The sequence below is a fragment of the Pseudomonas monsensis genome, from assembly GCF_014268495.2.
Lineage (GTDB): Bacteria > Pseudomonadota > Gammaproteobacteria > Pseudomonadales > Pseudomonadaceae > Aquipseudomonas > Aquipseudomonas monsensis.
The window spans coordinates 752,010-773,861 of the sequence record NZ_CP077087.1 but is presented as its reverse complement, the minus strand read 5'-3'; the positions used below and the strand labels follow the sequence as shown (position 1 = coordinate 773,861).

The following is a 21,852-nucleotide window of genomic DNA, read 5'->3' as shown; positions in this document are numbered from 1 at the left end:
AACTACCATCGGCGTTGAACCGTACCCAGTTCATGGTTTCTGCAGATACTGTAGGACATGTCGCTAAATCTCGTCCTCAATCGCCGAAACCTCTGAGTGAGAGCTTCCCGGGCTTTCACCCGGAGCCAGATACATCCTTGGGCAGGCGCTGATCAATCACCTGATACAACGCACTGCTCTCGGGCCAGTTACGCATGAAGCGCGCCCGGTCGCGGGCATAAGCCGGCGCAAAACTGCTGACTGATCCATGCTGGCACATCGAATCCAGGTCGATCAGCGCCCAGCGATCGTCCTGCCAGAACAGGTTATGACCTTTGAAATCACCGTGACTGATGCGTTCGGCAATCAATTGTGCGAACAGCAGATCGAGCGCCAGCAGCTCCGGCTCGGGCGCCTCGCCACTGTCCACGTAAGGGGCAAAACGCGCGATGATGTCTGGCCCCGACAGGAACTCGGTCACCAGATAGGCTCGACTGCGCAGCCACAAAAAGCGTTTCTCCAGCACCGCCAGCGGGGTCGGCGTGGCGATACCGAGAAACGCCAGGCGATTGCCTTCGCGCCACGAATGCCAGGCACGGCTCGGGCGCCAGAAACGCTTGAGCCAATGGGCGAATCCCTTGATGTTGTAGCGCTTGATCACCAGCGTGCGCGCACCCACCTTAACCTCGCCAACGCTCGCCGCGCCGCCGGTTTTATAGAGGTGACCACGACTGAGCAACGCATCGGCCTGCTCCAGCACCGGGATCATCGCAGCTTCTTCTTCACGACGGATCGCCCGCAGACCAAAAGCCCCACGCCGGACACTGAACAGCGTGCACTCGCGACCAACCTTGATCAGGTAATCCTTCAGACGCCAGCGACGCACCTTGTCGATCTGCTTCTGCAAGGCTTCCAGCGGCAACGCGTGCTCGCTGTTGCTCAGCAGGTAATACACCAGCAGTTCTTCGGTAAACGGCTCAAGGCTCTTGGGCAACTGGGCGAAAAACACGCCGAGATTTTCCAGGACTTTCTGTCGCGACAACGGCTCGCCGGCGGTTTCTGCACGAATGCCGGCACCGTCGATCAAATACAACTGGCCGCCATGACGCAGCAGGTTGTCCAGATGCAAGTCTTCCTGCCAGAGGCCTTTGCCGTGCAGTTGGCCAATGGCAGCCAGTGCTTCGGCCAGGACTGCCGATTGTTCATCAGCCAGAACCGGTAGCGCCTCGACTTTCGCCCAGGCCTCGCCGAGACTTTCGGCGCCTTCAAGGTAGTCGAACAGCAGCCAGCCACCTTCGCCATCGCGCAGGCCATCGGCCAGCAGCAATGGGGTGGTCATACCCTGTGCGGCCAGCAGGCGCACCCCTTCGAGCTCGCGCTGAAAATGCCGCGATGCCTTGCTGCCAACCAACAATTTGGCCAGCACCGGACGCCCGCGCCACACACCGGCGCCGACATAGCGTTGTCCCGGCAACACTCGCAGCAGGCTCAGCAACTGCAGATCCGCCGTGCCGGCAGCATCGGCCAGCGTCACCGTCAGCGGCAGTTGCGGGGTCCGACCGACAGCGGCCAGCGCGGACAATTGCATCAGCGCGTCTCCTTGTGACTGCGACGAGCGGTCAGCCGCTCGAGCCAACGGTCGAGCAACGGGCTGTCGCTCGGCTGATCGAGATAAGCGGCCAGCAACTCACGCAACTGCGCCTCGTCCCACTCCGGCGCACGGCGTTGCAACGGTTCCAGATCCCGGATCCGGTCACGCATGCCGAACAGCAGCGGACGGGTCTTTTCCAGGTCGATGAGTTGGGCCTGATAGCCGTCCCCGGTGGCCTGCAGAAAGATGTGTTTGGGGTAGAAGCAGCCATGCACCTGACGCACGCCATGCAGATGGCGGGCAAGCAGGCCACAGGCCTTGAGGATCGCCGAGTGTTGCGCCTCACTGAGTTGCGACCAGCGTTGCAGCAGCGATTCCAGGTCGCTCCAGCCATCCAGTGCGCGGGTCATCAGGACCGCACGGACTTCGCCATCCACTTTGCGCTCACCGAAAAACACCGCTTGCAGCGCCGGGATGCCGAGCTTCTGGTAGCGTCGGATATTGCGAAACTCCCGAGTAAAACTGGGCTCGCCGAAAGGCGCATGCAACGTGCGGGTCAGGTAATTGCTCTGGCGCTTGAGGTAATAACCGCGCCCCTCCAGATCCAGACGAAAAACACTGCTCCAGCCACCCCGCCCGGTGTTCGGTTCGTCGACGGCCTCCAGTTGCTTGGCCCACAGCGCGTCAAAAGTGCCGAGGCCATGGCGTTCAAGCAACGCACGTTCCTCTTCGGCCAGAAAATCGGTCATTCGCGTCCCTCGAAAAATCTCACCACGTGCCGAATCCGTTTCTTGTCGGCGTCATTGAGCCGATCGCACTGGCGGTATTGCATATAGAAGCGCAGGCGTTGGGTATTGGACAGGTGGTATTTGGCGAGCTTGTCGAGACAAGCCAGATCCTTGGTGATCCGGTACTTGAGCCAGAAGCCGCGCCAGAACTCGCCATTGGGGCAATCAATCAGAAAAATCCGCGCCTGGTCATCGACCAACAGGTTGCGCCATTTCAGATCGTTATGGGTAAAACGGTGATCATGCATCGTCCGGGTGTAACCCGCCAGCTGCCGGCTGACGCCATCGACCCAGGCAGGATCCTTGAGTTTCGGATCCTTGCGCTCGGCCAGGGCCGAGAGGTCTTCGGTTTTCGGCAGTTCGCGGGTGATCAGCGCGCCACGGTCGTACGCCGCACCACGTCGCTCCAGCCCCCAGGCCACCACTTCAGCGGTAGGAATACCCCATTTGGCGAAGCGCTTGAGGTTCTGCCACTCCATCTTCACGCGTGGCTTGCCGAGGTATCGGCGCAAGCCTTTACCGGCGCCGACGTAACGCTTGACGTAATAATTGACGCCGCTGCGCTGTACGCGAATGACTTCCGACAGCGGATCGCGGGTCAGGCGTTCGCCTTGCAGGGCGAACACGGCCTCGAGGCTGCCGAAGTCGCTGGCCAGCTCGCCGTACTGCGGCTCAAGATTCCAGCCCGCCATCAGAGCGCATCCCCGTAACGCTGTTTGCGCGCGTAGAGCTTGTTGGCCTTGCCTTCCAGCCAGTTCAGCAACGGCGCTTCTTCCGCCAGGATCCGGCGTAGCGGTTGCTGGAAATAGCCCTTGAGAAAACGCAACTTGTCGCGGCGGGTCAGGCCGATGTCCAGTGCGGAGAAGTACAGCGCTGCCAGATCCTTGTTGCGCCAGCGTTGGGTGATCTTTGCACGGGTCTGGGCGCGGTGCAGGTCGATCACCGAGAGTTTGAAATCGTCCGGCGTCACCGGTTTGTCGGTGTGCAGCAGGAAATGGCAGATGTAGCAGTCGCGGTGATTGACCCCGGCGCGGTGCATCATGCCGGTCATGCGAGCAACTTCAGCGATCAGCGCGCGCTTGAGTTTCGGCTCGGGCGGCTGCTTGACCCAGTCGATGCTGTAGTCTTCGAGGCTGATGGTCGGCGCCAGTTCTTCGGTGACGATGAACGAGTGCTGATCGGCCGGGTTGCTGCCCTTCTCGCCGTACGCGACAGCGGTCATGGTCGGCACGCCGACTTCCTGCAAGCGCTGGATGGCTTGCCACTCCTGACCCGCGCCGAGCACCGGCAGCTTGGCGGTCAGCAAGTTCTTGAAGATTTCGCCCCAGCCAATACCCCGGTGAATCTTGACGAAAAATCCGTTGCCATCGACTTCCGTGCGTAGCGTGCGCCGAGCTTCCAGCTCGCGGTATACCTCGCCCTGCAAGCCCTCGACTTCGGCGAACGGATCGCGCCCGGCCCAGAGGGACTTGAAGGGTTCAGCCAGCATCAACTTCATTTAAGCGTGCTCCGCCAGAATCACATCGGCCGCGTGCTGCGGCATGCTGTAGAGGTCGGCCGTCTCGGCGAAGGCCAGACCATTGCGGCTCCAGGCCGCGCGTGCAGAGGCATCAGTCAACATTCGGCTCAGGTACTCGGTCAACTGCGCCTGATCGAACGGTTCGTCCAGCACCAGCCCGGCGTCCGCCTCGGCGATGTAATGCGCGTAACCGCAAACCGCGCTGACCAGCACCGGCAAACCGGCCACCAGCGCTTCGAGCAGCACCGTACCGGTGTTTTCGTTGTACGCCGGGTGGATCAACAGGTCGGCGCCCAGCAGGAAACGCGGGATATCGCTGCGACCCTTGAGGAACGTCACGTTGTCGCCCAGGCCCAAAGTTGCACTCTGCATCTGGAACAATTTGGGGTCATCCTGGCCGATTACAAACAGCCGTGTGCGTTTCTTCAGCTCGGCAGGCAGCGCCGCCAGCGCTTTCAGACTGCGATCGACGCCCTTGGTCTTGAACCCGGAACCGATCTGCACCAGCAGCAGCTCGTCATCCTTGAGGTTGAATTCGGCACGGAAACCGGCGCGAATCTCATCGGCATCCGACGGGCGCCGACGATCCTGGGCAATGCCCGGCGGCAGCAGGTGGAAGCGCTCGAGCGGGGTGTCGTAATGCTTGATGAACAGCGGCTGCTGCACTTCAGAAATCATCAGCACTTCGGTTTTCGCGTCCTTGGCGAACACTGCGCGCTCGTATTCGGCGAAGTGGCGATAGCGGCCCCAGCGGCGGTACAGCGAGTGGCGCAGATTCTGCGCCTTGTCTTCGAAGCAGCCGTCGGCGGCGTAATAGACGTCCAGCCCCGGCATCTTGTTGAAGCCGATCAACCGGTCCACCGGACGTTTGGCCAGGTCAACTTCCATCCACGCCGTGAGCTTCTCGTTGCGCCGATGATTGAACAACGCCTTGACCGGCGCCACCAGCACTTCGAAACCCGGCGGCACGTCGCCTTCCCAGATCAACGTGTAGACGCGGATCTGATGGCCGCGCTTCTGGCATTCGAGGGCGATGCGCATGAAGTCACGCTGCAAGCCACCGAACGGAAAATATTTGTACAGGACGAATGCCAATTGCATCAGCGCAGCTCCTCAGCCATCAACAACGTGCTCAGTCGGCTGGCGACACGCTCGGGGTTCAGACGCGTGAAGCACAAAGGCTGTTCACGCTTCAGGTCAAACTGACGGGCATCCTGCGCGGTCGGTTGGTAAGTACATTTCTTTTGCAGGCACGGTGCGCAAGGGAAGTCGCTGGCCAGGTGAATCTGCAACTTGCCGTAGGCACCGGTCAGGCCCGGGTTGGTCGGACCGAAGAGCGAGATGGTCGGCACGTCCAGCGCGGCGGCCAAATGGCCAAGGCCGGTGTCCACCGCGACACACGCCTGCGCACCGGCCAGCACTTTGCCAACGCCGGCCAGATTGAGTTTCGGCAGCACTTCAGCGTGCTTGAAGCCGGCGGCGATGCGTTCGGCGCGGGCCTTTTCCTGCGGGTTGCCCCACGGCAGTTTGACGCCAACGCCGAGATAGCCAACGCGCTCGGTCAGCTCGCGCCAATAGGCTTCCGGCCAGTGTTTGGTGTCCCACGTGGTGCCGTGGAGGAACACCACAAAGGCGTTTTTGCGCGGCAACTCGACCAGACGTTCGACGTTCAAACCGTAATCGCCCAAGCCTTTAGGCAGGTCGTAGCCCAGCGCGATGGCGAACAGTTGGCGCACGCGCTCGACGGCGTGCTGACCACGGGCCACGGCCAGTTTGCGGTCGTAGAAACGCGAAGCCATCGGCTCTCGCGCCGAACCTTTGTCGAGACCGGCCACCGGTGCTTTGACGTAACGGGTCAGCCAGGCACTTTTCAGCAGACCCTGAGCATCAATCACCAAGTCGTACTTCTGAGCACGCACGCTTTGCTTGAAGCGTTTCCACTCGCCACTGGCGAGGGTCTTCCAGAGGTTTTTACGCCAGCGGCGGATCGCCACCGGAATCACCTTGCCAACGGCCGGGTGCCAGGTCGGGATCTCGGCAAAGCCTTCTTCCACCACCCAGTCGAACTTGATCCCGGGGATCGCCCGGGCGGCATCGGTCAGCGCCGGCAACGCGTGGATCACGTCGCCCAGCGATGAAGTCTTGATCAGCAATACCCGCAACTTAATGAACCTCGACCACGGAGCCCTGCAACCTCTGCAAGGCATCGTTGACCGCGTCCGGCATCAGCTGGCGCAGGCAGTTGTAATGGCCGAACCGGCAGGTGCGGTCGAAACACGGACTGCACTCCAGGCCCAGACGGACGATTTCGACATGTTCGGCCAGCGGTGGCGTGAAGTCTGGCGAGGTCGAGCCGTAGACCGCCACCAGCGGACGGTTCAGCGCCGCCGCGACGTGCATCAGGCCGGAGTCGTTGGACACCACCGAGTCGGCGCAGGACAGCAGATCAATCGCCTCAGCCAGCGAAGTACCACCACTGAGGTTGACCGACTCTTCGCGCAGGCCGGGAATCAGCCGCGCGCGGATGTCTTCGCCCACCGCATGATCGTTTTTCGAACCGAACAGCCACACCTGCCAGCCTTCACGAATGCGCGCTTCGGCGACCTTGGCGTAGTGCTCGGACGGCCAGCGCTTGGATTCGCCGAACTCGGCGCCAGGGCACAGGGCCAGCACCGGGCGGTCGAGGGTCAGGCCGAATTTGGCCAGGGCCGCTTCGCGGGTCACCGGGTCGATTTGCAGGCTTGGGCGCGGATACGGTTTCGGCAGTTCGGCGTTCGGCTCATAGGCCAGGGCCATGAACCGCTCGATCATCAGCGGATAACGCGCCTTGTCGAGAGTGCGCACATCGTTGAGCAGGCCATAGCGAAACTCGCCGCGCCAGCCGGTACGTTGTTTGATCCCGGCGAAGAACGGCACCAGTGCCGACTTCAGCGAGTTGGGCAACAGAATCGCCTGATCGTACTGGCCGGCCAGGGATTTGCCGATGCGCCGGCGCGTCGCCAGCTCCAGCGCACCGTGGCCGAGCGGGAAGCTCAAGGCCTTGCGCACTTCGGGCATGCGCTCAAGGATAGGCCGGCTCCACTCGGGGGCCAGCACGTCGATTTGGCATTGCGGGTGGCGCTGCTTGAGACACTGAAACAGTGTCTGCGCCATCACCATGTCACCGACCCAACTGGGCCCAACGATCAGAATATTCATGTGGTTTCCATAAACGAACCGGGGAGGCATTTACGCCTCCCCGCCTCGATAATCACTGAGGGAGCGGCACTGCTTGCGATGGGTCATTACCTTCAACATGACTGTCGACTGTCACTCCACTATCGCGAGCAGGCTCGCTCCCACATGGTTTGTTCGTCCTGCTTCAGATCTACAGACACTGTAGATCCACTGTGGGAGCGAGCTCGCTCGCGAAGGGGCCATCACATCCGACATCGGTGTCGTCTGACACTCCGTCTTCGCGAGCAAGCTCGCCCCCACAGGGTATTGGGTGCTACACAAACCGGTTTCAGCTTAGCCCCAACTCTTTCCAGATCCGCAAAACCTGCCGGCGCTCGTCGGCAAACTGGTCTCCCGCAATCACTCCGGCGTCCTTCTGCAAGGCCTGCCGGTGGGCGGCGGAGCGGTAGGCCTTATAGGCCTCGCGCAACAGGCTGGCATCTTCGGCAGGCATCAGCCCTTCGTGTTCCAGCTCTTCCAGAATGCGGATGTTATCGGTCCAGCGCAGCAATGGCGGGTGGTTGTGCGACCACGCCAGGGCCGCGTATTGCACCATAAATTCAATATCGACGATACCTCCGGCGTCCTGCTTGAGGTCGAACGGCGCCGTGGCCTCGAAGGCATTGGCGGCAGTACCGGCCGCGGTGCCCTTGCTGCCGAGGTTGTCACGCATCTTCGCGCGCATCTCGCTGACTTCCTGTTGCAACTTCGCCAGATCCCGCGCCTTGCCCAAGACCTGCGCCCGGACTTTCTCGAACGCCTGGCCGACATCCTGACTGCCCACCAGCACCCGCGCGCGCACCAGGGCCTGATGCTCCCAGGTCCAGGCTTCATTTTCCTGATAGCGCTCGAACGCACCCAGCGAACTGACCAGCAACCCCGAGGCACCGGATGGCCGCAGGCGCATGTCCACCTCATAGAGCTGACCGGAGTTGGTCTGCGCCGTCAGCAGGTGAATGATCCGCTGGCCCAGCCGGGTGAAGAACTGCGCGCCATCAATCGGCTTCGGCCCGTCGGTTTCCGCCTGCGGATCGCCGTCATGGATAAACACCAGGTCAAGGTCCGAACCATGCCCCAGTTCCAGCCCGCCGACTTTCCCGTAACCGACAATGATGAAGCCGGGATCGCACAAAGTACCGTCGGTGCGCAGCGGCGTGCCGTACTTGGCCACGGTCTGGCGCCAGGCCAGCGCCAGCACTTGCTCGAGAATCGCTTCGGCCAGCCAGGTCAGGTAATCGCTGACTTTCATCAGCGGCAGACTGCCGGCGATTTCCGAGGCGGCGACGCGCAAGCGATGCGCGAGCTTGAAGTGACGCAGGGCTTCCATCTGCTGCTCGAGGTCGTCCTCGGGAATCCGCGTCAGGCGCTCGCGCAACTCGGCAGCCAGCTCTGGCGCCAACGGTGGCTTGAACAGCCGGCCTTCGTTGAGCAGCTCATCGAGCAGCAGCGGAAAACGGGTGATCTGCTCGGCAATCCACGGGCTGGCCGCGCACAGCGTCAGCAAGCGTCGCAGGGCTCCGGGGTTTTCCGTCAGCAACACTAAATAAGCCGAGCGCCGGGCGACCGCTTCAACCAGCGGCAGTACACGCTCGAGCACCAGATCCGAATTGTCGTGCTCCACCGCCTGCGCAAGCAGACGCGGAATAAAGGCATCGAGCCGCTCACGGCCCAGACGCTGCATCGCCCGCAACTGCGGGCTGCTGCGCAAACTGGCGAGGGCTTTGAGGGCCTTGGTCGCATCAGCGAAACCGCCCTCCTCCAACTGCCGGCACGCCGCCTCTTCGTCCTGCGCCTCTTCCCACAGTGGCAGCCACTCGCCGCCCACCACCACCTCACAGCTGGCGCCTTCTTCCTCATCGGGGTCGGCAATCACTTGCGCGAAATGCCAGGCCACGCGACCGCGCCAGAACATCAGCTTTTCGTGGAACGCCTCCCAGTCGGCAAACCCGAGCATGAACGCAATGCGTGCCTGATCCTGCGCACCGTCCGGCAGCATCTGGGTCTGGCGGTCGGCAATCGCCTGAATCGCATGTTCGGTGTAGCGCAGGAATTCGTAGCCTTCGCGCAATTCGCTGATCACCGCCGGCGGCAGATAACCCTGCCCTTCCAGTGTGCTCAATACTTTTAATAGCGGACGCTGTTGCAGGCTCAGATCACGCCCGCCGTGAATCAGCTGGAAGGCCTGGGCGATGAACTCGACCTCGCGGATACCGCCGGAGCCGAGCTTGATATTGTCGGCCATGCCCTTGCGCCGCACTTCCTGCTGGATCAACTGCTTCATGGTGCGCAGCGCTTCGATCGCCGAGAAGTCCAGATAACGCCGGTAAACGAACGGCCGCAGCATGTCGAGCAATTGCGCACCCGCCACCTGATCGCCGGCCACCACCCGCGCCTTGATCATCGCGTAGCGCTCCCAGTCGCGCCCCTGATCCTGGTAATACTGCTCCAATGCATTGAAGCTCAGCACCAGCGCGCCGGACGAACCGTAGGGGCGCAGGCGCATGTCGACGCGGAACACGAATCCGTCGACGGTCATCGGGTCCAACGCCTTGATCAGGCGCTGGCCGAGACGAATGAAGAACTCCTGATTATCCAGCGCGCGTTTCACCCCGACGGTTTCGCCGCCCTCGGGGTAGGCGAAGATCAGGTCGATGTCGGAAGACAGGTTGAGCTCGACCGCACCGAGCTTGCCCATGCCGAGGATGACCATTTGCTGCGGCAACCCGCTGCGCCGGCCGGTGGGCGTGCCGAACTGCTGGCAATGGCGGCTGTACAGCCATTGATAGGCCTGGTCGATGGTGGCGTCGGCCATGTCCGAAAGGTCGCGACAGGTCTGCACCAGATCGGCCTGACGATTGAGGTCACGCCAGATAATCCGCACTTGATGGCGCGCGCGCTGGCGACGCAGCACACGACCGAGTTCGTCTTCGCTCTGCGCTTCGCTCAAGGCGGCGGCAATCTGTGCACAGAGTTCACCCGGCGCGAAAGGCCGATCGAGTTCGCCGGACTGCACCAGCGACAACAACATCAAAGGGTCACGAACGCTCTGTTCAATGACAAAATCGCTGGCGGCACTGACGCGGGCGAATTGCGCCCAGCGCTCCGGCGTCCAATTGGCGAAGCCGTGATCGTCTTCCAGCGAGGCGACGGCCGTACGGAACGACTGCTCGGATCGAGTGACCAACGGCAGGAGAATGGCGGGCAGTTCGGCAAGCACGGGCAGGGTCATGGTCTATCCTTGATCGGCGTGTAAATGGCCGCTTGTAGTGTTTGATGAAAACCCGCTACGCGAAGGACTGTCGAACAAAAGTTAGAAATAGCTGAAATTTCTTCTTCTTTAGCATCCAGCATCAAAGTTTCACCTTTTACGGATGGTAATCGACCAACCTTAACGATTATTCTCACAACGCAGTCGGAGGCCACAAGCCTTTCATCTGTAGTTTTACTACTCGTCTATACATCCGAAAGGCTGAAATGCTCAAAGATTTGTAGTAAAACTACACGCCGCCGGAACAACCTGTCGGCAATCCAAGAATTTTAAATCGTCTGCCCACAAGGCCAGTCGCAAACTCAGGCAACCGATTCTGGAAGCCTTTCCGCCCTGGAGCAAGCCATGCAAGACCTCGATCCCGTCGAAACCCAGGAATGGCTGGACGCCCTGGAATCGGTTCTCGACAAAGAAGGCGAAGACCGTGCTCACTATCTGATGACCCGTATGGGTGAACTCGCGACCCGCAGCGGCTCGCAGCTCCCTTACGCCATCACCACGCCTTACCGCAACACGATCCCCGTGACCCACGAAGCACGCATGCCTGGCGACCTGTTCATGGAACGCCGCATTCGCTCGCTGGTACGCTGGAACGCGATGGCCATGGTAATGCGTACGAACCTGAAAGATTCTGACCTGGGTGGTCACATCTCCAGCTTCGCCTCCAGTGCGACTCTGTATGACATCGGCTTCAACTACTTCTTCCAGGCCCCGACCGACGAACACGGCGGCGACCTGATCTACTTCCAGGGCCACACCTCGCCAGGCGTTTACGCCCGCGCATTCATGGAAGGCCGCATCACCGAAGACCAGATGAACAACTTCCGCCAGGAAGTCGACGGTCAGGGCCTGTCGTCCTACCCGCACCCTTGGCTGATGCCTGACTTCTGGCAGTTCCCGACCGTATCCATGGGTCTGGGTCCGATCCAGGCGATCTACCAGGCACGCTTCATGAAGTACCTGGAACACCGTGGCTTCATCCAGCCGGGCAAACAGAAAGTCTGGTGCTTCCTGGGCGACGGCGAGTGCGACGAGCCGGAATCCCTGGGCGCGATCTCCCTGGCCGGCCGCGAGAAGCTGGACAACCTGATCTTCGTCATCAACTGCAACCTGCAGCGCCTCGACGGCCCGGTTCGCGGCAACGGCAAGATCATCCAGGAACTCGAAGGCGTGTTCCGCGGTGCTCAATGGAACGTGACCAAAGTCATCTGGGGCCGTTTCTGGGACCCACTGCTGGCCAAAGACGTCGACGGCATCCTGCAGCGTCGCATGGACGAAGTCATCGACGGCGAGTACCAGAACTACAAAGCCAAAGACGGCGCGTTCGTTCGCGAGCACTTCTTCAACACGCCTGAACTGAAGGCGATGGTTGCCGATCTGTCCGACGACGAGATCTGGAAGCTCAACCGTGGTGGTCACGACCCGTACAAGGTCTATGCGGCGTACCACGAAGCGGTCAACCACAAAGAACAACCGACCGTTATCCTGGCCAAGACCATCAAAGGTTATGGCACCGGTGCCGGCGAAGCGAAGAACACCGCGCACAACACCAAGAAAGTCGATGTCGACAGCCTGAAGTTGTTCCGCGATCGTTTCGACATCCCGGTCAAGGACGAAGAGCTGGAGAACCTGCCGTTCTTCAAGCCAGAGCCAAACAGCGCCGAAGCCCGCTACCTCAGCGAGCGTCGTGCTGCACTGGGCGGTTTCGTTCCGCAGCGCCGCGCACAGAGCTTCAGCGTGCCGACGCCGGACCTGGACACTCTGAAAGCCATCCTCGATGGTTCCGGCGACCGTGAAATTTCCACCACCATGGCCTTCGTGCGGATCCTCGCGCAACTGGTCAAGGACAAGGAAATCGGCCCGCGCATCGTTCCGATCATCCCGGACGAAGCCCGTACCTTCGGTATGGAAGGCATGTTCCGTCAACTGGGCATCTACTCCTCCGTCGGCCAGCTCTACGAGCCAGTCGATAAAGACCAGGTGATGTTCTACAAGGAAGACCAGAAAGGTCAGATCCTTGAAGAAGGCATCAACGAAGCAGGCGCCATGAGCTCGTTCATCGCCGCCGGTACTTCGTACTCCAGCCACAACCAGCCGATGCTGCCGTTCTACATCTTCTACTCGATGTTCGGCTTCCAGCGTATCGGTGACCTGGCCTGGGCCGCTGGCGACAGCCGCACCCGTGGCTTCCTGATCGGCGGCACCGCCGGCCGTACCACCCTGAACGGTGAAGGCCTGCAACACGAAGACGGTCACAGCCACCTGCTGGCCGCGACCATCCCGAACTGCCGCACCTACGATCCAACCTACGGCTACGAGCTGGCGGTGATCATTCAGGACGGCATGAAGAAGATGACCGAAGAACAACAGGACATCTTCTACTACATCACCGTGATGAACGAGTCGTACCAGCAGCCAGCCATGCCGGCCGGTGCCGAAGAAGGCATCAAGAAAGGCATGTACCTGCTCGAAGAAGACACCCGCGACGCGGCGCACCACGTTCAGCTGATGGGCTCCGGCACCATCCTGCGTGAAGTCCGTGAAGCGGCGAAGATCCTGCGTGAAGAGTTCAACGTCGGCGCCGACGTGTGGAGCGTCACCAGCTTCAACGAACTGCGTCGCGACGGCCTGGCCGTGGAGCGCAGCAACCGCCTGAAGCCTGGCCAGAAGCCTAAGCAGAGCTACGTCGAAGAATGCCTGAGCGGCCGTAAAGGTCCGGTCATCGCATCGACCGACTACATGAAGCTGTTCGCCGAGCAGATCCGTCAGTGGGTACCGTCCAAGGAATTCAAAGTCCTGGGCACCGACGGTTTCGGCCGCAGCGACAGCCGCAAGAAACTGCGTCATTTCTTCGAAGTCGACCGTCATTTCGTGGTGTTGGCAGCCCTGGAAGCACTGGCTGACCGTGGTGATATCGAACCTAAAGTCGTGGCCGAGGCCATCGTCAAGTTCGGCATCGACCCGGAAAAACGCAACCCACTGGACTGCTGAGGAGACATTTTGTGAGCGAACTCATTCGCGTACCTGACATCGGCAGCGGTGAAGGTGAAGTAATTGAACTGTTTGTGAAGGTCGGCGACCGCATCGAAGCCGACCAGAGCATCCTGACCCTGGAATCGGACAAGGCCAGCATGGAAGTGCCAGCCCCGAAAGCCGGCGTCATCAAAAGCCTGAAAGTGAAGCTGGGCGACCGTCTGAAAGAAGGCGACGAACTGCTGGAGCTGGAAGTCGAGGGCGCCGCGCAAGCGGCCCCTGCTCCTGCTGCGGCACCGGCTGCCAAAGCTGAAGCCAAACCAGCCGCCGCTCCTGCTGCCGCTGCACCAGCCGCTGCCCCTGCTGCCGCTTCGGTTCAGCAAGTGCACGTGCCGGACATCGGTTCGTCGGGCAAGGCGCAGATCATCGAGATTCAGGTCAAGGTCGGCGACACCGTCGAAGCTGATCAATCGTTGATCACCCTGGAATCCGACAAGGCGAGCATGGAAATCCCGTCGCCTGCCGCTGGCGTGGTCAAGGCCATCAGCGTCAAGCTCAACGACGAAGTCGGCACCGGCGACCTGATTCTGGATCTGGAAGTGGCGGGTGCTGCGGCCCCTGCTGCGGCCGCTCCGGCTCAAGCTGCTGCGCCAGCCACTGCCGCTGCGCCTGCTCCTGCAGCAGCCCCGGCTGCGCCAGTGGCCGACAGCGTTCAGGACATCCACGTTCCGGACATCGGTTCGGCCGGCAAGGCCAAGATCATCGAAGTGCTGGTCAAGGCTGGCGACAGCGTTGAAGCCGACCAGTCGCTGATCACCCTGGAATCCGACAAGGCGAGCATGGAAATCCCATCGCCTGCCGCTGGCGTGGTGGAAAGCGTTTCCATCAAGCTGGACGACGAAGTCGGTACCGGCGACCTGATCCTCAAGCTGAAAGTCAAAGGCGCGGCGCCTGCTGCTGCCCCGGCGCCTGCTGCCGCTGCTGCACCGAGCGCTCCAGCACCAGCCGCTGCTGCTCCGGCTGCCGCTGCACCTGCTGCTGCCGCTCCGGTTGCTGCTCCAGCCAAGCCAGGCGCGAAAGTTCACGCCGGCCCGGCCGTGCGTCAACTGGCCCGTGAGTTCGGCGTCGAGCTGAGCGCCGTTGGCGCCAGCGGTCCGCACGGTCGCATCCTCAAGGAAGACGTGCAAGTTTACGTCAAGGCGATGATGCAGAAGGCCAAGGAAGCGCCAGCTGCTGGCGGTGCCACCGGTGGCGCGGGCATCCCGCCGATTCCGGTCGTGGACTTCAGCCGCTTCGGCGAAATCGAAGAAGTGCCGATGACCCGCCTGATGCAGGTCGGCGCTGCCAACCTGCACCGCAGTTGGCTGAACGTGCCACACGTGACGCAATTCGACTCGGCGGACATCACCGAGCTGGAAGCCTTCCGCGTGGCGCAGAAAGCCGTTGCTGAGAAGGCCGGCGTCAAGCTGACCATCCTGCCGCTGCTGCTCAAGACCTGTGCGCACCTGCTCAAGGAACTGCCGGACTTCAACAGTTCGCTGGCCCCAAGCGGCAAGGCGATCATTCGCAAGAAGTACGTCAACATCGGCTTCGCGGTCGACACCCCGGATGGCCTGCTGGTACCGGTCATCAAGAACGTCGACCAGAAGAGCCTGCTGCAACTCGCTGCAGAAGCCGCTTCGCTGGCTGAAAAAGCCCGCACCAAGAAGCTGTCTTCGGACGAGATGCAGGGCGCCTGCTTCACCATTTCCAGCCTCGGCCACATTGGCGGCACCGGCTTCACGCCGATCGTCAACGCGCCGGAAGTGGCGATCCTCGGTGTTTCCAAGGCCACCATCCAGCCAGTCTGGGACGGCAAAGCCTTCCAGCCGAAACTGATGCTGCCACTGTCGCTGTCCTACGATCACCGCGTGATCAATGGCGCTGCCGCTGCACGCTTCACCCAGCGTCTGGGCAGCCTGCTGGGCGACATCCGCACCATCCTGCTGTAACCGAACAGGCCCTCCGACAACGGAGGGCCTGTTGCGTCACCCTTTCGAGCGCCACACGCTCGTACCTCAACCCCGTCAGTTTGACGGGGCTTTTTTTTGCCTGGCGAAAGCCACCCTCAAGATTTTTCCCACGAGTTGTACTGATATCAGCTACGACCCGAGTCCACTTCGTGCCGATATTTTTATGCGCTAGATAACTAATCTTGGCACTGCAAAGCCAACTAACGCGCTTTGCCTTATTTATTCTTATCAAGCATTTATTCGAATGGACTCATTCATGTTCAAACCCACTATCGGCCCGATCATCGGCCACGTCACAACTAACCATGCGCGCATCTTTATTCGCGGCGAGCATCAAAACAATGCAACCGTATTTGCGGCAGTTCGTTATCGCGCTGTCGATTCCCAACAATGGTCAAGCGTGACTTTCGCCAGACTAAGCGAATTACGTGACATGTCAGAAGTACTGACACTCAACAACTTGAATGCGGATACCGAGTACGAATACCAGGCCATGTGGTTCAGCCCGATGAATCCGGTACACACCGTCGACAGCGTGGCGGAGTTGCCCCTGCAATGGCCACGTGAGAGCTATCGCTTCCGCACGCGCTCCGCCCAGGCCTTGCAGCCCAGAGCCTACATCATCGGTTCCTGCCGCTACTTGCGCATGACCGCCGGCATCGCTTCGCTGCCGCAGTTGGGCGACCGGATCTTTGCGTCCATCAACCAGTTGATCGAAGGTGCGCAACCGCCGGTCAGTGCCACACTCATGACCGGAGACCAGATCTATGTCGATGATCTGAACCTGATCGCCCCCGACCGGGAATATAAAGACATCCTTCTCAAGTACCGCGCCGCATTCTCGCAACCGCATATACAACGGCTGATGTCTGGAACGTCGACTTACATGATGCTCGACGACCATGAAATCGAAGATAACTGGCCGGCGAACGCCGGAAAGTCCGACCATGAGTTATACCGCAACGCCATGGCTGCCTATGAGTTGTATCAAGCCAGTCACAGCCCGGCACATTCACTGACAACTAACGGTGAAGTTGACCGCTCGAAACTTGATCATTACTGGTATCAATTCAGTGACGGCGATATTGAATGGTTCGTGACCGACAGCCGCACTCGCCGCAACTTGTCGGCCGATAATCGCCGTATCCTGGATGAGGCGCAGGAACAGGCGTTGCTCACGTGGCTGGTCAACAGCCCGGCACGGGTCAAGTTCGTGGTCACCAGCGTGATGTTCTACCCGGATCGCAAACGGCATGGCGACGATGCCTGGAAGGCCTTCCCGGAACAGCGGCTGCGGCTGCTGGAAACCATCCGCACCCAGCGCATCAGAAATGTCGTGTTTGTTTCCGGCGATGTGCATGGATCGCTGACTGCACGCCTGAGCCACAGCGAAGACGCTGACTTCGAAGTGCACACCATCGTTTCCTCGCCACTGTGCAACAGCAAGCTGCTGCCCTATGCCAAAGCCTCCACCTTCATCCTCGATCAGCCGCTGGTGCGCACGGCAGCGGGCGATTATCGGCATGAGCTGACCAGTGCGGTGGTCAGCGAGGACAACTTCGCCCATGTCGTGGTCGAGACTGATCATATTTTGATCAATTACCATGATCGGGATGGCAAGAAGCTGCAATCCGTCAGGATCAAACTGCGTTGAAATCGAAAAAGATCGCCGCCTGCGGCAGCGCCTGTATGGGTAGGCGTCCCCTGTAGGCGCTGCTGCAAGCGGCGATCCTTTGCTCTTTTACAAGAGGCGCTGGAGAAATGCCTCGCGCGGCCGACACATTCTTATAGCACTTGGCCTTCATCTCTCTTGTCAGTCAGTGCCGCAATGATGCAACCTTGCCGCAGGCAACAGTTAAGAGGGCGAGAGCCCGGCGCGTTCAGCATATTTCCAAGCGAGTTCCCTTCATGAAGAGCCAACCCGATGCCGCCAGCCGTATGGCGGCCGAGGTAGTGACGCAGTTGCCTGTGCCCTCGCGGCTCGGCATGCTGCGTTTCGAGCGCTTGAATGAAGCCAGTTGGGCGATGCTGTTTCTCGACCCCAACTGCGAGCGCCAGTTCGGTCAACCGGCCGTTGAACTGTGTGCTCTGGTCGGCTCGCCGTACGCCAGCCTGATGGAACCCGAAGCGCGCTATCAGTTGCATGACACCATCCAGCAGCAGCTCGGCACCAGCCCGCACTATCTGGTGCGCTACACCCTGCACACCGCCGCCGGCACGCTGAGCGTCCTGGAATTGGGTGAAGCCTATAAACAACACAATCGGCACCTGCTGCGCGGCTATCTGCTGGCAGTCGACGATGTGTTCGACGAAGCGTCGTCACTGCCCTCGGTCGACCTCGAAACCCAGAACTCTCGCCTGCAGATCGCCCTGGAACTGAACCAGCGCGCCCAGCAGGAGCAACTGCAGCACCTCGAACGCGTGCGCGCCCAGCAAGACCTGATTCTGCTGCTCGCCCGCCAGCGCTACAGTTCGCACAATTCGTTGCAGGAAGCCGCCGAGCTGATCACCCGCTGCGCCTGCGACATCTACGAGATCGACTGCGCCAGCCTGTGGAACCTCGAAGGCCAGCAACTGGTGCCGATTTCGGCCTACCACCGCGCGACCCAGGAATACATTCTCCCGGATGTGATCGACGTCAGCAGCTTCCCCGACTACATGGAAGCGCTGCACAGCAGCCGCGCCATCGACGCCCATAACGCGATGCGTGATCCGCGCACCCGCGAGATGGCCGAAGCCCTGCGCCCGCGCGACGTCAACGCCATGCTCGACGCGAGCATCCGCGTCGATGGCCAGGTGGTTGGCGTGCTGTGCCTGGAACAGACCGGCGTCACCCGCGCCTGGCAGTCCGACGAAATTGCGTTTGCCGGTGAGCTGGCCGACCAGTTCGCCCAGGTCATCAACAACCACAACCGCCGCACCGCCACCAGCGCCCTGCACCTGTTCCAGCGTGCCGTGGAGCAAAGCGCCAACGCCTTTCTGCTGGTCAACTGCGACGGTGTGGTCGAGTACGTCAACCCCAGCTTCACCGCGATCACCCAGTACACCACCGAGGAAGTCCATGGCCAGCGCCTGTCGGAGCTGCCGGCTCTGGAAAACCTCAGCGAACTGCTGTTCGACGCGCCCTCGGCGCTGGCCAAGAGCAACAGCTGGCAGGGCGAATTCAAGAGCCGCCGGAAAAACCTCGAACCCTACTGGGGGCAGCTGTCGATCTCCAAGGTCTACGGCGACAACCGCGAACTGACCCATTACATCGGCATCTACGAAGACATCACCCAGACCAAACTGGCGCAGCAGCGCATCGAACGTCTGGCCTACACCGACAACCTGACCAACCTCGGTAACCGTCCGGCGTTTATCCGCAACCTCGACGAACGCTTCGCCCGGGACAGCGATACGCCGATCAGCCTGTTGCTGGTGGACATCGACAACTTCAAGCGGATCAACGACAGCCTCGGTCACCAGACCGGCGACAAACTGTTGATCAGCCTCGCCCGGCGCCTGCGCAACAGCCTGAGCCCGAGCGGCAGCCTCGCCCGTTTCGCCAGTAACGAATTCGCCGTACTGCTCGACAACACCGATCTTGAGGCCGGCCAACAAATCGCCAGCCAGTTGCTGATGACCCTCGACAAACCGATGTTCGTCGACAACCAGTTGATCAGCGTCACCGGCTCCGTCGGCCTGGCCTGCGCGCCGCTGCACGGACGCGACCCGCAAACCCTGATGCGCAACGCCGGGCTGGCCCTGCACAAGGCCAAGGCCAACGGCAAACATCAGGTACAGGTTTTCACCGAAGCACTGAACGCCGAGGCCAGTTACAAGCTGTTCGTCGAAAACAACCTGCGCCGCGCCCTGACCCAGAACGAGCTGGACGTGTTCTACCAGCCCAAGCTGTGCCTGCGCAGCGGTCGCCTGCTGGGGATGGAAGCGCTGCTGCGCTGGAATCACCCGGAGCGCGGCATGATCCGCCCGGACCAGTTCATCAGCGTCGCCGAAGAGACCGGTTTGATCATTCCGATCGGCAAGTGGATCGCCCGTCAGGCCTGCCGCATGAGCAAGGCGCTGACCGCCGCGGGCATGGGCAATCTGCAAGTGGCGATCAACCTGTCACCGAAACAGTTCTCCGATCCGGATCTGGTCGCCTCGATCGCCAACATCCTCAAGGAAGAAGCGCTGCCGGCCAACCTGCTGGAGCTGGAGCTGACCGAAGGCCTGCTGCTGGAAGCCACCGAAGACACGCACTTGCAGCTTGACCAGCTCAAGCGCCTGGGCCTGACCCTGGCCATGGACGACTTCGGTACCGGTTATTCGTCGCTCAGCTACCTGAAGAAATTCCCGATCGACATCATCAAGATTGATCGCAGTTTCATCCACGAAATCCCGGACAACCAGGACGACATGGAAATCACCTCGGCGGTGATCGCCATGGCCCATAACCTGAAGCTCAAGGTCGTGGCCGAAGGCATCGAGACTGCCGAGCAACTGGCGTTCCTGCGCCGTCATCGCTGCGACGTCGGCCAGGGCTACCTCTTCGACCGGCCGATCCCGGGCAACGAGCTGATCCACGCCCTCAAACGCTACCCGCGCGGCCCGCTCTGCCTTTAATCCTCTACATCTCCCTGTAAGCGCGAGCAGGCGAAGGCCTACAGTGGGGCGAGTACCCGCACATTTTGGGTAGTGATTAACCGGGCATCATTGGGCACACTGGCGGTCTGACTTTTTACATCCAACCTGACTGAGAGGAACGATCATGGTTCTGCGCTCGGAAATTCTGGTGAACAAGAACGTGCTACCGACCAAAGAACAAGCGTTGCCCGGCCGCGAAACCGCGATGACCCTGCCTGAAAAACACTTCGTCTTCGAAGAAACCCCGCTGCTTGGCCCGTTTTTCCAGGACGTCGACTTCGCGATTTTCGGCCTGGGTTGCTTCTGGGGCGCCGAGCGCCGCTTCTGGCAGCGTGAAGGCGTAGTCAGCACGGTCGTGGGTTATGCCGGCGGTTTCACGCCGAACCCGACCTACGAAGAAGTCTGCTCGGGCCTGACTGGCCACGCCGAAGTGGTGCTGGTGGTGTATGACAAGGCCAAAGTCAGCTACGAAGAGCTGCTGGCAATGTTCTGGGAGCTGCATAACCCGACGCAGGGCATGCGTCAGGGCAACGACATCGGCACCCAGTACCGCTCGGTGATCTACGCGACCTCGCCTGAGCATCTGGATGCGGCGCTGAAGAGCAAAGCGGTGTATCAGGCCGAACTGTCGAAGGCCGGTCTGGGCGAGATCAGCACTGAGATCGAACAGGCGCCAACCGTGTACTTCGCCGAGGCGTATCACCAGCAGTATCTGGCGAAAAACCCTGAGGGTTACTGCGGCATTGGCGGCACCGGCGTGTGCATGCCGAACTAAAGCTGCGAGCTACAAGCGTCAAGCTGCAAGCGCGTCGCTCGCTTCAGCTTGTAGCTTGTAGCTGGAAGCTTTACTCCGCTATTAGCCAATCCATCTGCCACCCACCCTGGGTCTGCCCCAGCTTCTTCGACAGCCACGGCAGCAACTCACGCAATTCTTCCTCCAGCCCCCACGGCGGATTGGCAATCGCCATGCCCGAACCGTTCAGGCTGTTCGGCGTATCCAGCGGATGCACCAGCAGTTCCACGCGCAGCAACTTCGGCGCACCGGTACCGGCCAGATCCTGATAGAACCGACGCAACGCACGCTGATCTTTCACCGGATACCAGATCGCCGCCACCGTCTGGCGCATGCGACCAATCGCCTCTTTCAACGACGCCGCGCAGCGCTGCATTTCATCGAGCTGCTCGAACGGCGGATCAATCAACATCACCGCGCGCTTTTCCTGCACCGGCAACATCGCCCGCGCCACATGCCAGCCCTCGCCGAGGTGAACCTTGACCCGGCGATCACCGGCCATGTTGTCCTTGAGCAGCACGCCGTCTTCCGGGTGCTTCTCGTTGAGCATCACCCGATCCTGCGGGCGGGTCAGGCGCCGCGCCAGCTCCGGCGAACCCGGGTAGTAGCGCAACTGGCCATCCGGGTTCATCTCGTGCAGCACCTTCATGTAGTCGGCGGTCAGCGCCGGCAGGTCCGGCTGATCCCACAACCGCGCAATGCCTTCCAGATATTCGCCGGTGCGATTGGCCTGATCGCCCTGCAAGTCATACAGACCGATGCCGGCGTGCGTGTCGAGATAGGCAAACGGCTGCTCCTTGCGCGACATCAGGGCAATGAGGCGGGTCAAGGTCAGGTGTTTGAACACATCGGCGTGATTGCCGGCATGGAAGGCGTGACGATAATTCATGGCTGCTCCTGCGAAGGGCGCAAAGTTTACCTTTTACCGGGCGGCAAGTCAGGGGTTCGCAGCCGAGTGGACAAAAGCCTTTCCCTCACCCTAACCCTCTCCCGGAGGGAGAGGGGACTGACCGTGGTGATCTTGCGAGTTACATCGACCTGAAAGATCAGCGTGATCTCAGGTTTGGCCAAGCGAAGATCAGCGCGG

15 protein-coding genes are annotated in these 21,852 nt (G+C 61.0%); 5 read left to right on the top strand and 10 right to left on the bottom strand.

The window, feature by feature from the left end; translation table 11 throughout:
* Positions 1-115: 115 nt before the first annotated feature.
* The 9 genes from HV782_RS03290 to HV782_RS28715 form a co-directional block, all read right to left on the bottom strand.
* Positions 116-1,567: a lipopolysaccharide kinase InaA family protein gene (locus HV782_RS03290; RefSeq protein WP_186746175.1), complete on the bottom strand. Its 1,452-nt coding sequence runs from the start codon at positions 1,565-1,567 to the stop codon at positions 116-118.
* A complete protein-coding gene (locus HV782_RS03285) occupies positions 1,567-2,319 on the bottom strand; it encodes a lipopolysaccharide kinase InaA family protein (protein ID WP_186746177.1) in 753 nt (250 codons plus the stop codon). The genes HV782_RS03290 and HV782_RS03285 overlap by 1 nt, the downstream gene beginning before the upstream one ends.
* Positions 2,316-3,050 (bottom strand): lipopolysaccharide kinase InaA family protein, encoded by a 735-nt coding sequence (locus HV782_RS03280; RefSeq protein WP_123470815.1) that lies wholly within the window; start codon positions 3,048-3,050, stop codon positions 2,316-2,318. Before HV782_RS03280 ends, HV782_RS03285 begins: the two co-directional genes overlap by 4 nt.
* Entirely contained in the window at positions 3,050-3,856 is an 807-nt protein-coding gene (rfaP, locus tag HV782_RS03275; RefSeq protein WP_186746179.1) for a lipopolysaccharide core heptose(I) kinase RfaP, read from the bottom strand. Before rfaP ends, HV782_RS03280 begins: the two co-directional genes overlap by 1 nt.
* The gene (locus HV782_RS03270; RefSeq protein ID WP_186746181.1) at positions 3,857-4,978 is read right to left on the bottom strand and encodes a glycosyltransferase family 4 protein; all 1,122 of its coding nucleotides are present in this window, start codon (positions 4,976-4,978) and stop codon (positions 3,857-3,859) included. It abuts the gene before it with no gap.
* On the bottom strand, positions 4,978-6,039 hold the full coding sequence (gene waaC / locus HV782_RS03265) for a lipopolysaccharide heptosyltransferase I (RefSeq protein WP_123470809.1): 1,062 nt from the start codon (positions 6,037-6,039) through the stop codon (positions 4,978-4,980). Before waaC ends, HV782_RS03270 begins: the two co-directional genes overlap by 1 nt.
* Position 6,040: 1 nt before the next feature.
* Positions 6,041-7,075, bottom strand: coding sequence for a lipopolysaccharide heptosyltransferase II (gene waaF, locus HV782_RS03260; RefSeq protein WP_186746183.1), 1,035 nt, complete (start codon positions 7,073-7,075; stop codon positions 6,041-6,043).
* Positions 7,076-7,382: 307 nt separating this feature from the next.
* The gene (glnE, locus tag HV782_RS03255; RefSeq protein ID WP_186746185.1) at positions 7,383-10,322 is read right to left on the bottom strand and encodes a bifunctional [glutamate--ammonia ligase]-adenylyl-L-tyrosine phosphorylase/[glutamate--ammonia-ligase] adenylyltransferase; all 2,940 of its coding nucleotides are present in this window, start codon (positions 10,320-10,322) and stop codon (positions 7,383-7,385) included.
* Complete coding sequence (locus HV782_RS28715) at positions 10,319-10,444, bottom strand: hypothetical protein (protein ID WP_256198919.1); 126 nt, start codon at positions 10,442-10,444, stop codon at positions 10,319-10,321. Before HV782_RS28715 ends, glnE begins: the two co-directional genes overlap by 4 nt.
* 262 nt (positions 10,445-10,706) lie before the next feature.
* Between HV782_RS28715 and aceE the strand changes: the two genes are divergently transcribed.
* From aceE to msrA, 5 genes are all read left to right on the top strand, one after another.
* Positions 10,707-13,352: a pyruvate dehydrogenase (acetyl-transferring), homodimeric type gene (aceE, locus tag HV782_RS03250; RefSeq protein WP_123470804.1), complete on the top strand. Its 2,646-nt coding sequence runs from the start codon at positions 10,707-10,709 to the stop codon at positions 13,350-13,352.
* Positions 13,353-13,363: 11 nt separating this feature from the next.
* Positions 13,364-15,325: a dihydrolipoyllysine-residue acetyltransferase gene (gene aceF / locus HV782_RS03245; protein ID WP_186746187.1), complete on the top strand. Its 1,962-nt coding sequence runs from the start codon at positions 13,364-13,366 to the stop codon at positions 15,323-15,325.
* 277 nt (positions 15,326-15,602) lie between these two features.
* Complete coding sequence (locus HV782_RS03240) at positions 15,603-17,000, top strand: alkaline phosphatase D family protein (RefSeq protein WP_186746189.1); 1,398 nt, start codon at positions 15,603-15,605, stop codon at positions 16,998-17,000.
* Positions 17,001-17,254: 254 nt separating this feature from the next.
* Positions 17,255-19,951 carry a putative bifunctional diguanylate cyclase/phosphodiesterase gene (locus tag HV782_RS03235; protein WP_128616446.1) on the top strand — a complete coding sequence of 899 codons (2,697 nt, stop codon included), beginning with the start codon at positions 17,255-17,257 and terminating at the stop codon, positions 19,949-19,951.
* A 145-nt stretch (positions 19,952-20,096) separates the two neighbouring features.
* Complete coding sequence (gene msrA, locus HV782_RS03230) at positions 20,097-20,747, top strand: peptide-methionine (S)-S-oxide reductase MsrA (RefSeq protein ID WP_128616445.1); 651 nt, start codon at positions 20,097-20,099, stop codon at positions 20,745-20,747.
* A 70-nt stretch (positions 20,748-20,817) separates the two neighbouring features.
* Here the strand turns inward: msrA and HV782_RS03225 are convergent, their stop codons facing one another.
* Positions 20,818-21,654, bottom strand: a complete 837-nt coding sequence (locus HV782_RS03225; protein WP_186746191.1) for a 23S rRNA (adenine(2030)-N(6))-methyltransferase RlmJ — start codon at positions 21,652-21,654, stop codon at positions 20,818-20,820.
* Between the last annotated feature and the right edge of the window lie 198 nt (positions 21,655-21,852).

Coding starts and splice junctions, on each gene's coding strand:
- msrA (WP_128616445.1), top strand. CDS start 20,097: ATGGTTCTGCGCTCGGAAATTCTGGTGAACAAGAACGTGCTACCGACC.
- glnE (WP_186746185.1), bottom strand. CDS start 10,322: ATGACCCTGCCCGTGCTTGCCGAACTGCCCGCCATTCTCCTGCCGTTG.
- aceE (WP_123470804.1), top strand. CDS start 10,707: ATGCAAGACCTCGATCCCGTCGAAACCCAGGAATGGCTGGACGCCCTG.
- HV782_RS03290 (WP_186746175.1), bottom strand. CDS start 1,567: ATGCAATTGTCCGCGCTGGCCGCTGTCGGTCGGACCCCGCAACTGCCG.
- HV782_RS03270 (WP_186746181.1), bottom strand. CDS start 4,978: ATGCAATTGGCATTCGTCCTGTACAAATATTTTCCGTTCGGTGGCTTG.
- HV782_RS03235 (WP_128616446.1), top strand. CDS start 17,255: ATGAAGAGCCAACCCGATGCCGCCAGCCGTATGGCGGCCGAGGTAGTG.
- HV782_RS03285 (WP_186746177.1), bottom strand. CDS start 2,319: ATGACCGATTTTCTGGCCGAAGAGGAACGTGCGTTGCTTGAACGCCAT.
- waaF (WP_186746183.1), bottom strand. CDS start 7,075: ATGAATATTCTGATCGTTGGGCCCAGTTGGGTCGGTGACATGGTGATG.
- HV782_RS03280 (WP_123470815.1), bottom strand. CDS start 3,050: ATGGCGGGCTGGAATCTTGAGCCGCAGTACGGCGAGCTGGCCAGCGAC.
- HV782_RS28715 (WP_256198919.1), bottom strand. CDS start 10,444: ATGCTGGATGCTAAAGAAGAAGAAATTTCAGCTATTTCTAACTTTTGT.
- HV782_RS03240 (WP_186746189.1), top strand. CDS start 15,603: ATGTTCAAACCCACTATCGGCCCGATCATCGGCCACGTCACAACTAAC.
- HV782_RS03225 (WP_186746191.1), bottom strand. CDS start 21,654: ATGAATTATCGTCACGCCTTCCATGCCGGCAATCACGCCGATGTGTTC.
- rfaP (WP_186746179.1), bottom strand. CDS start 3,856: ATGAAGTTGATGCTGGCTGAACCCTTCAAGTCCCTCTGGGCCGGGCGC.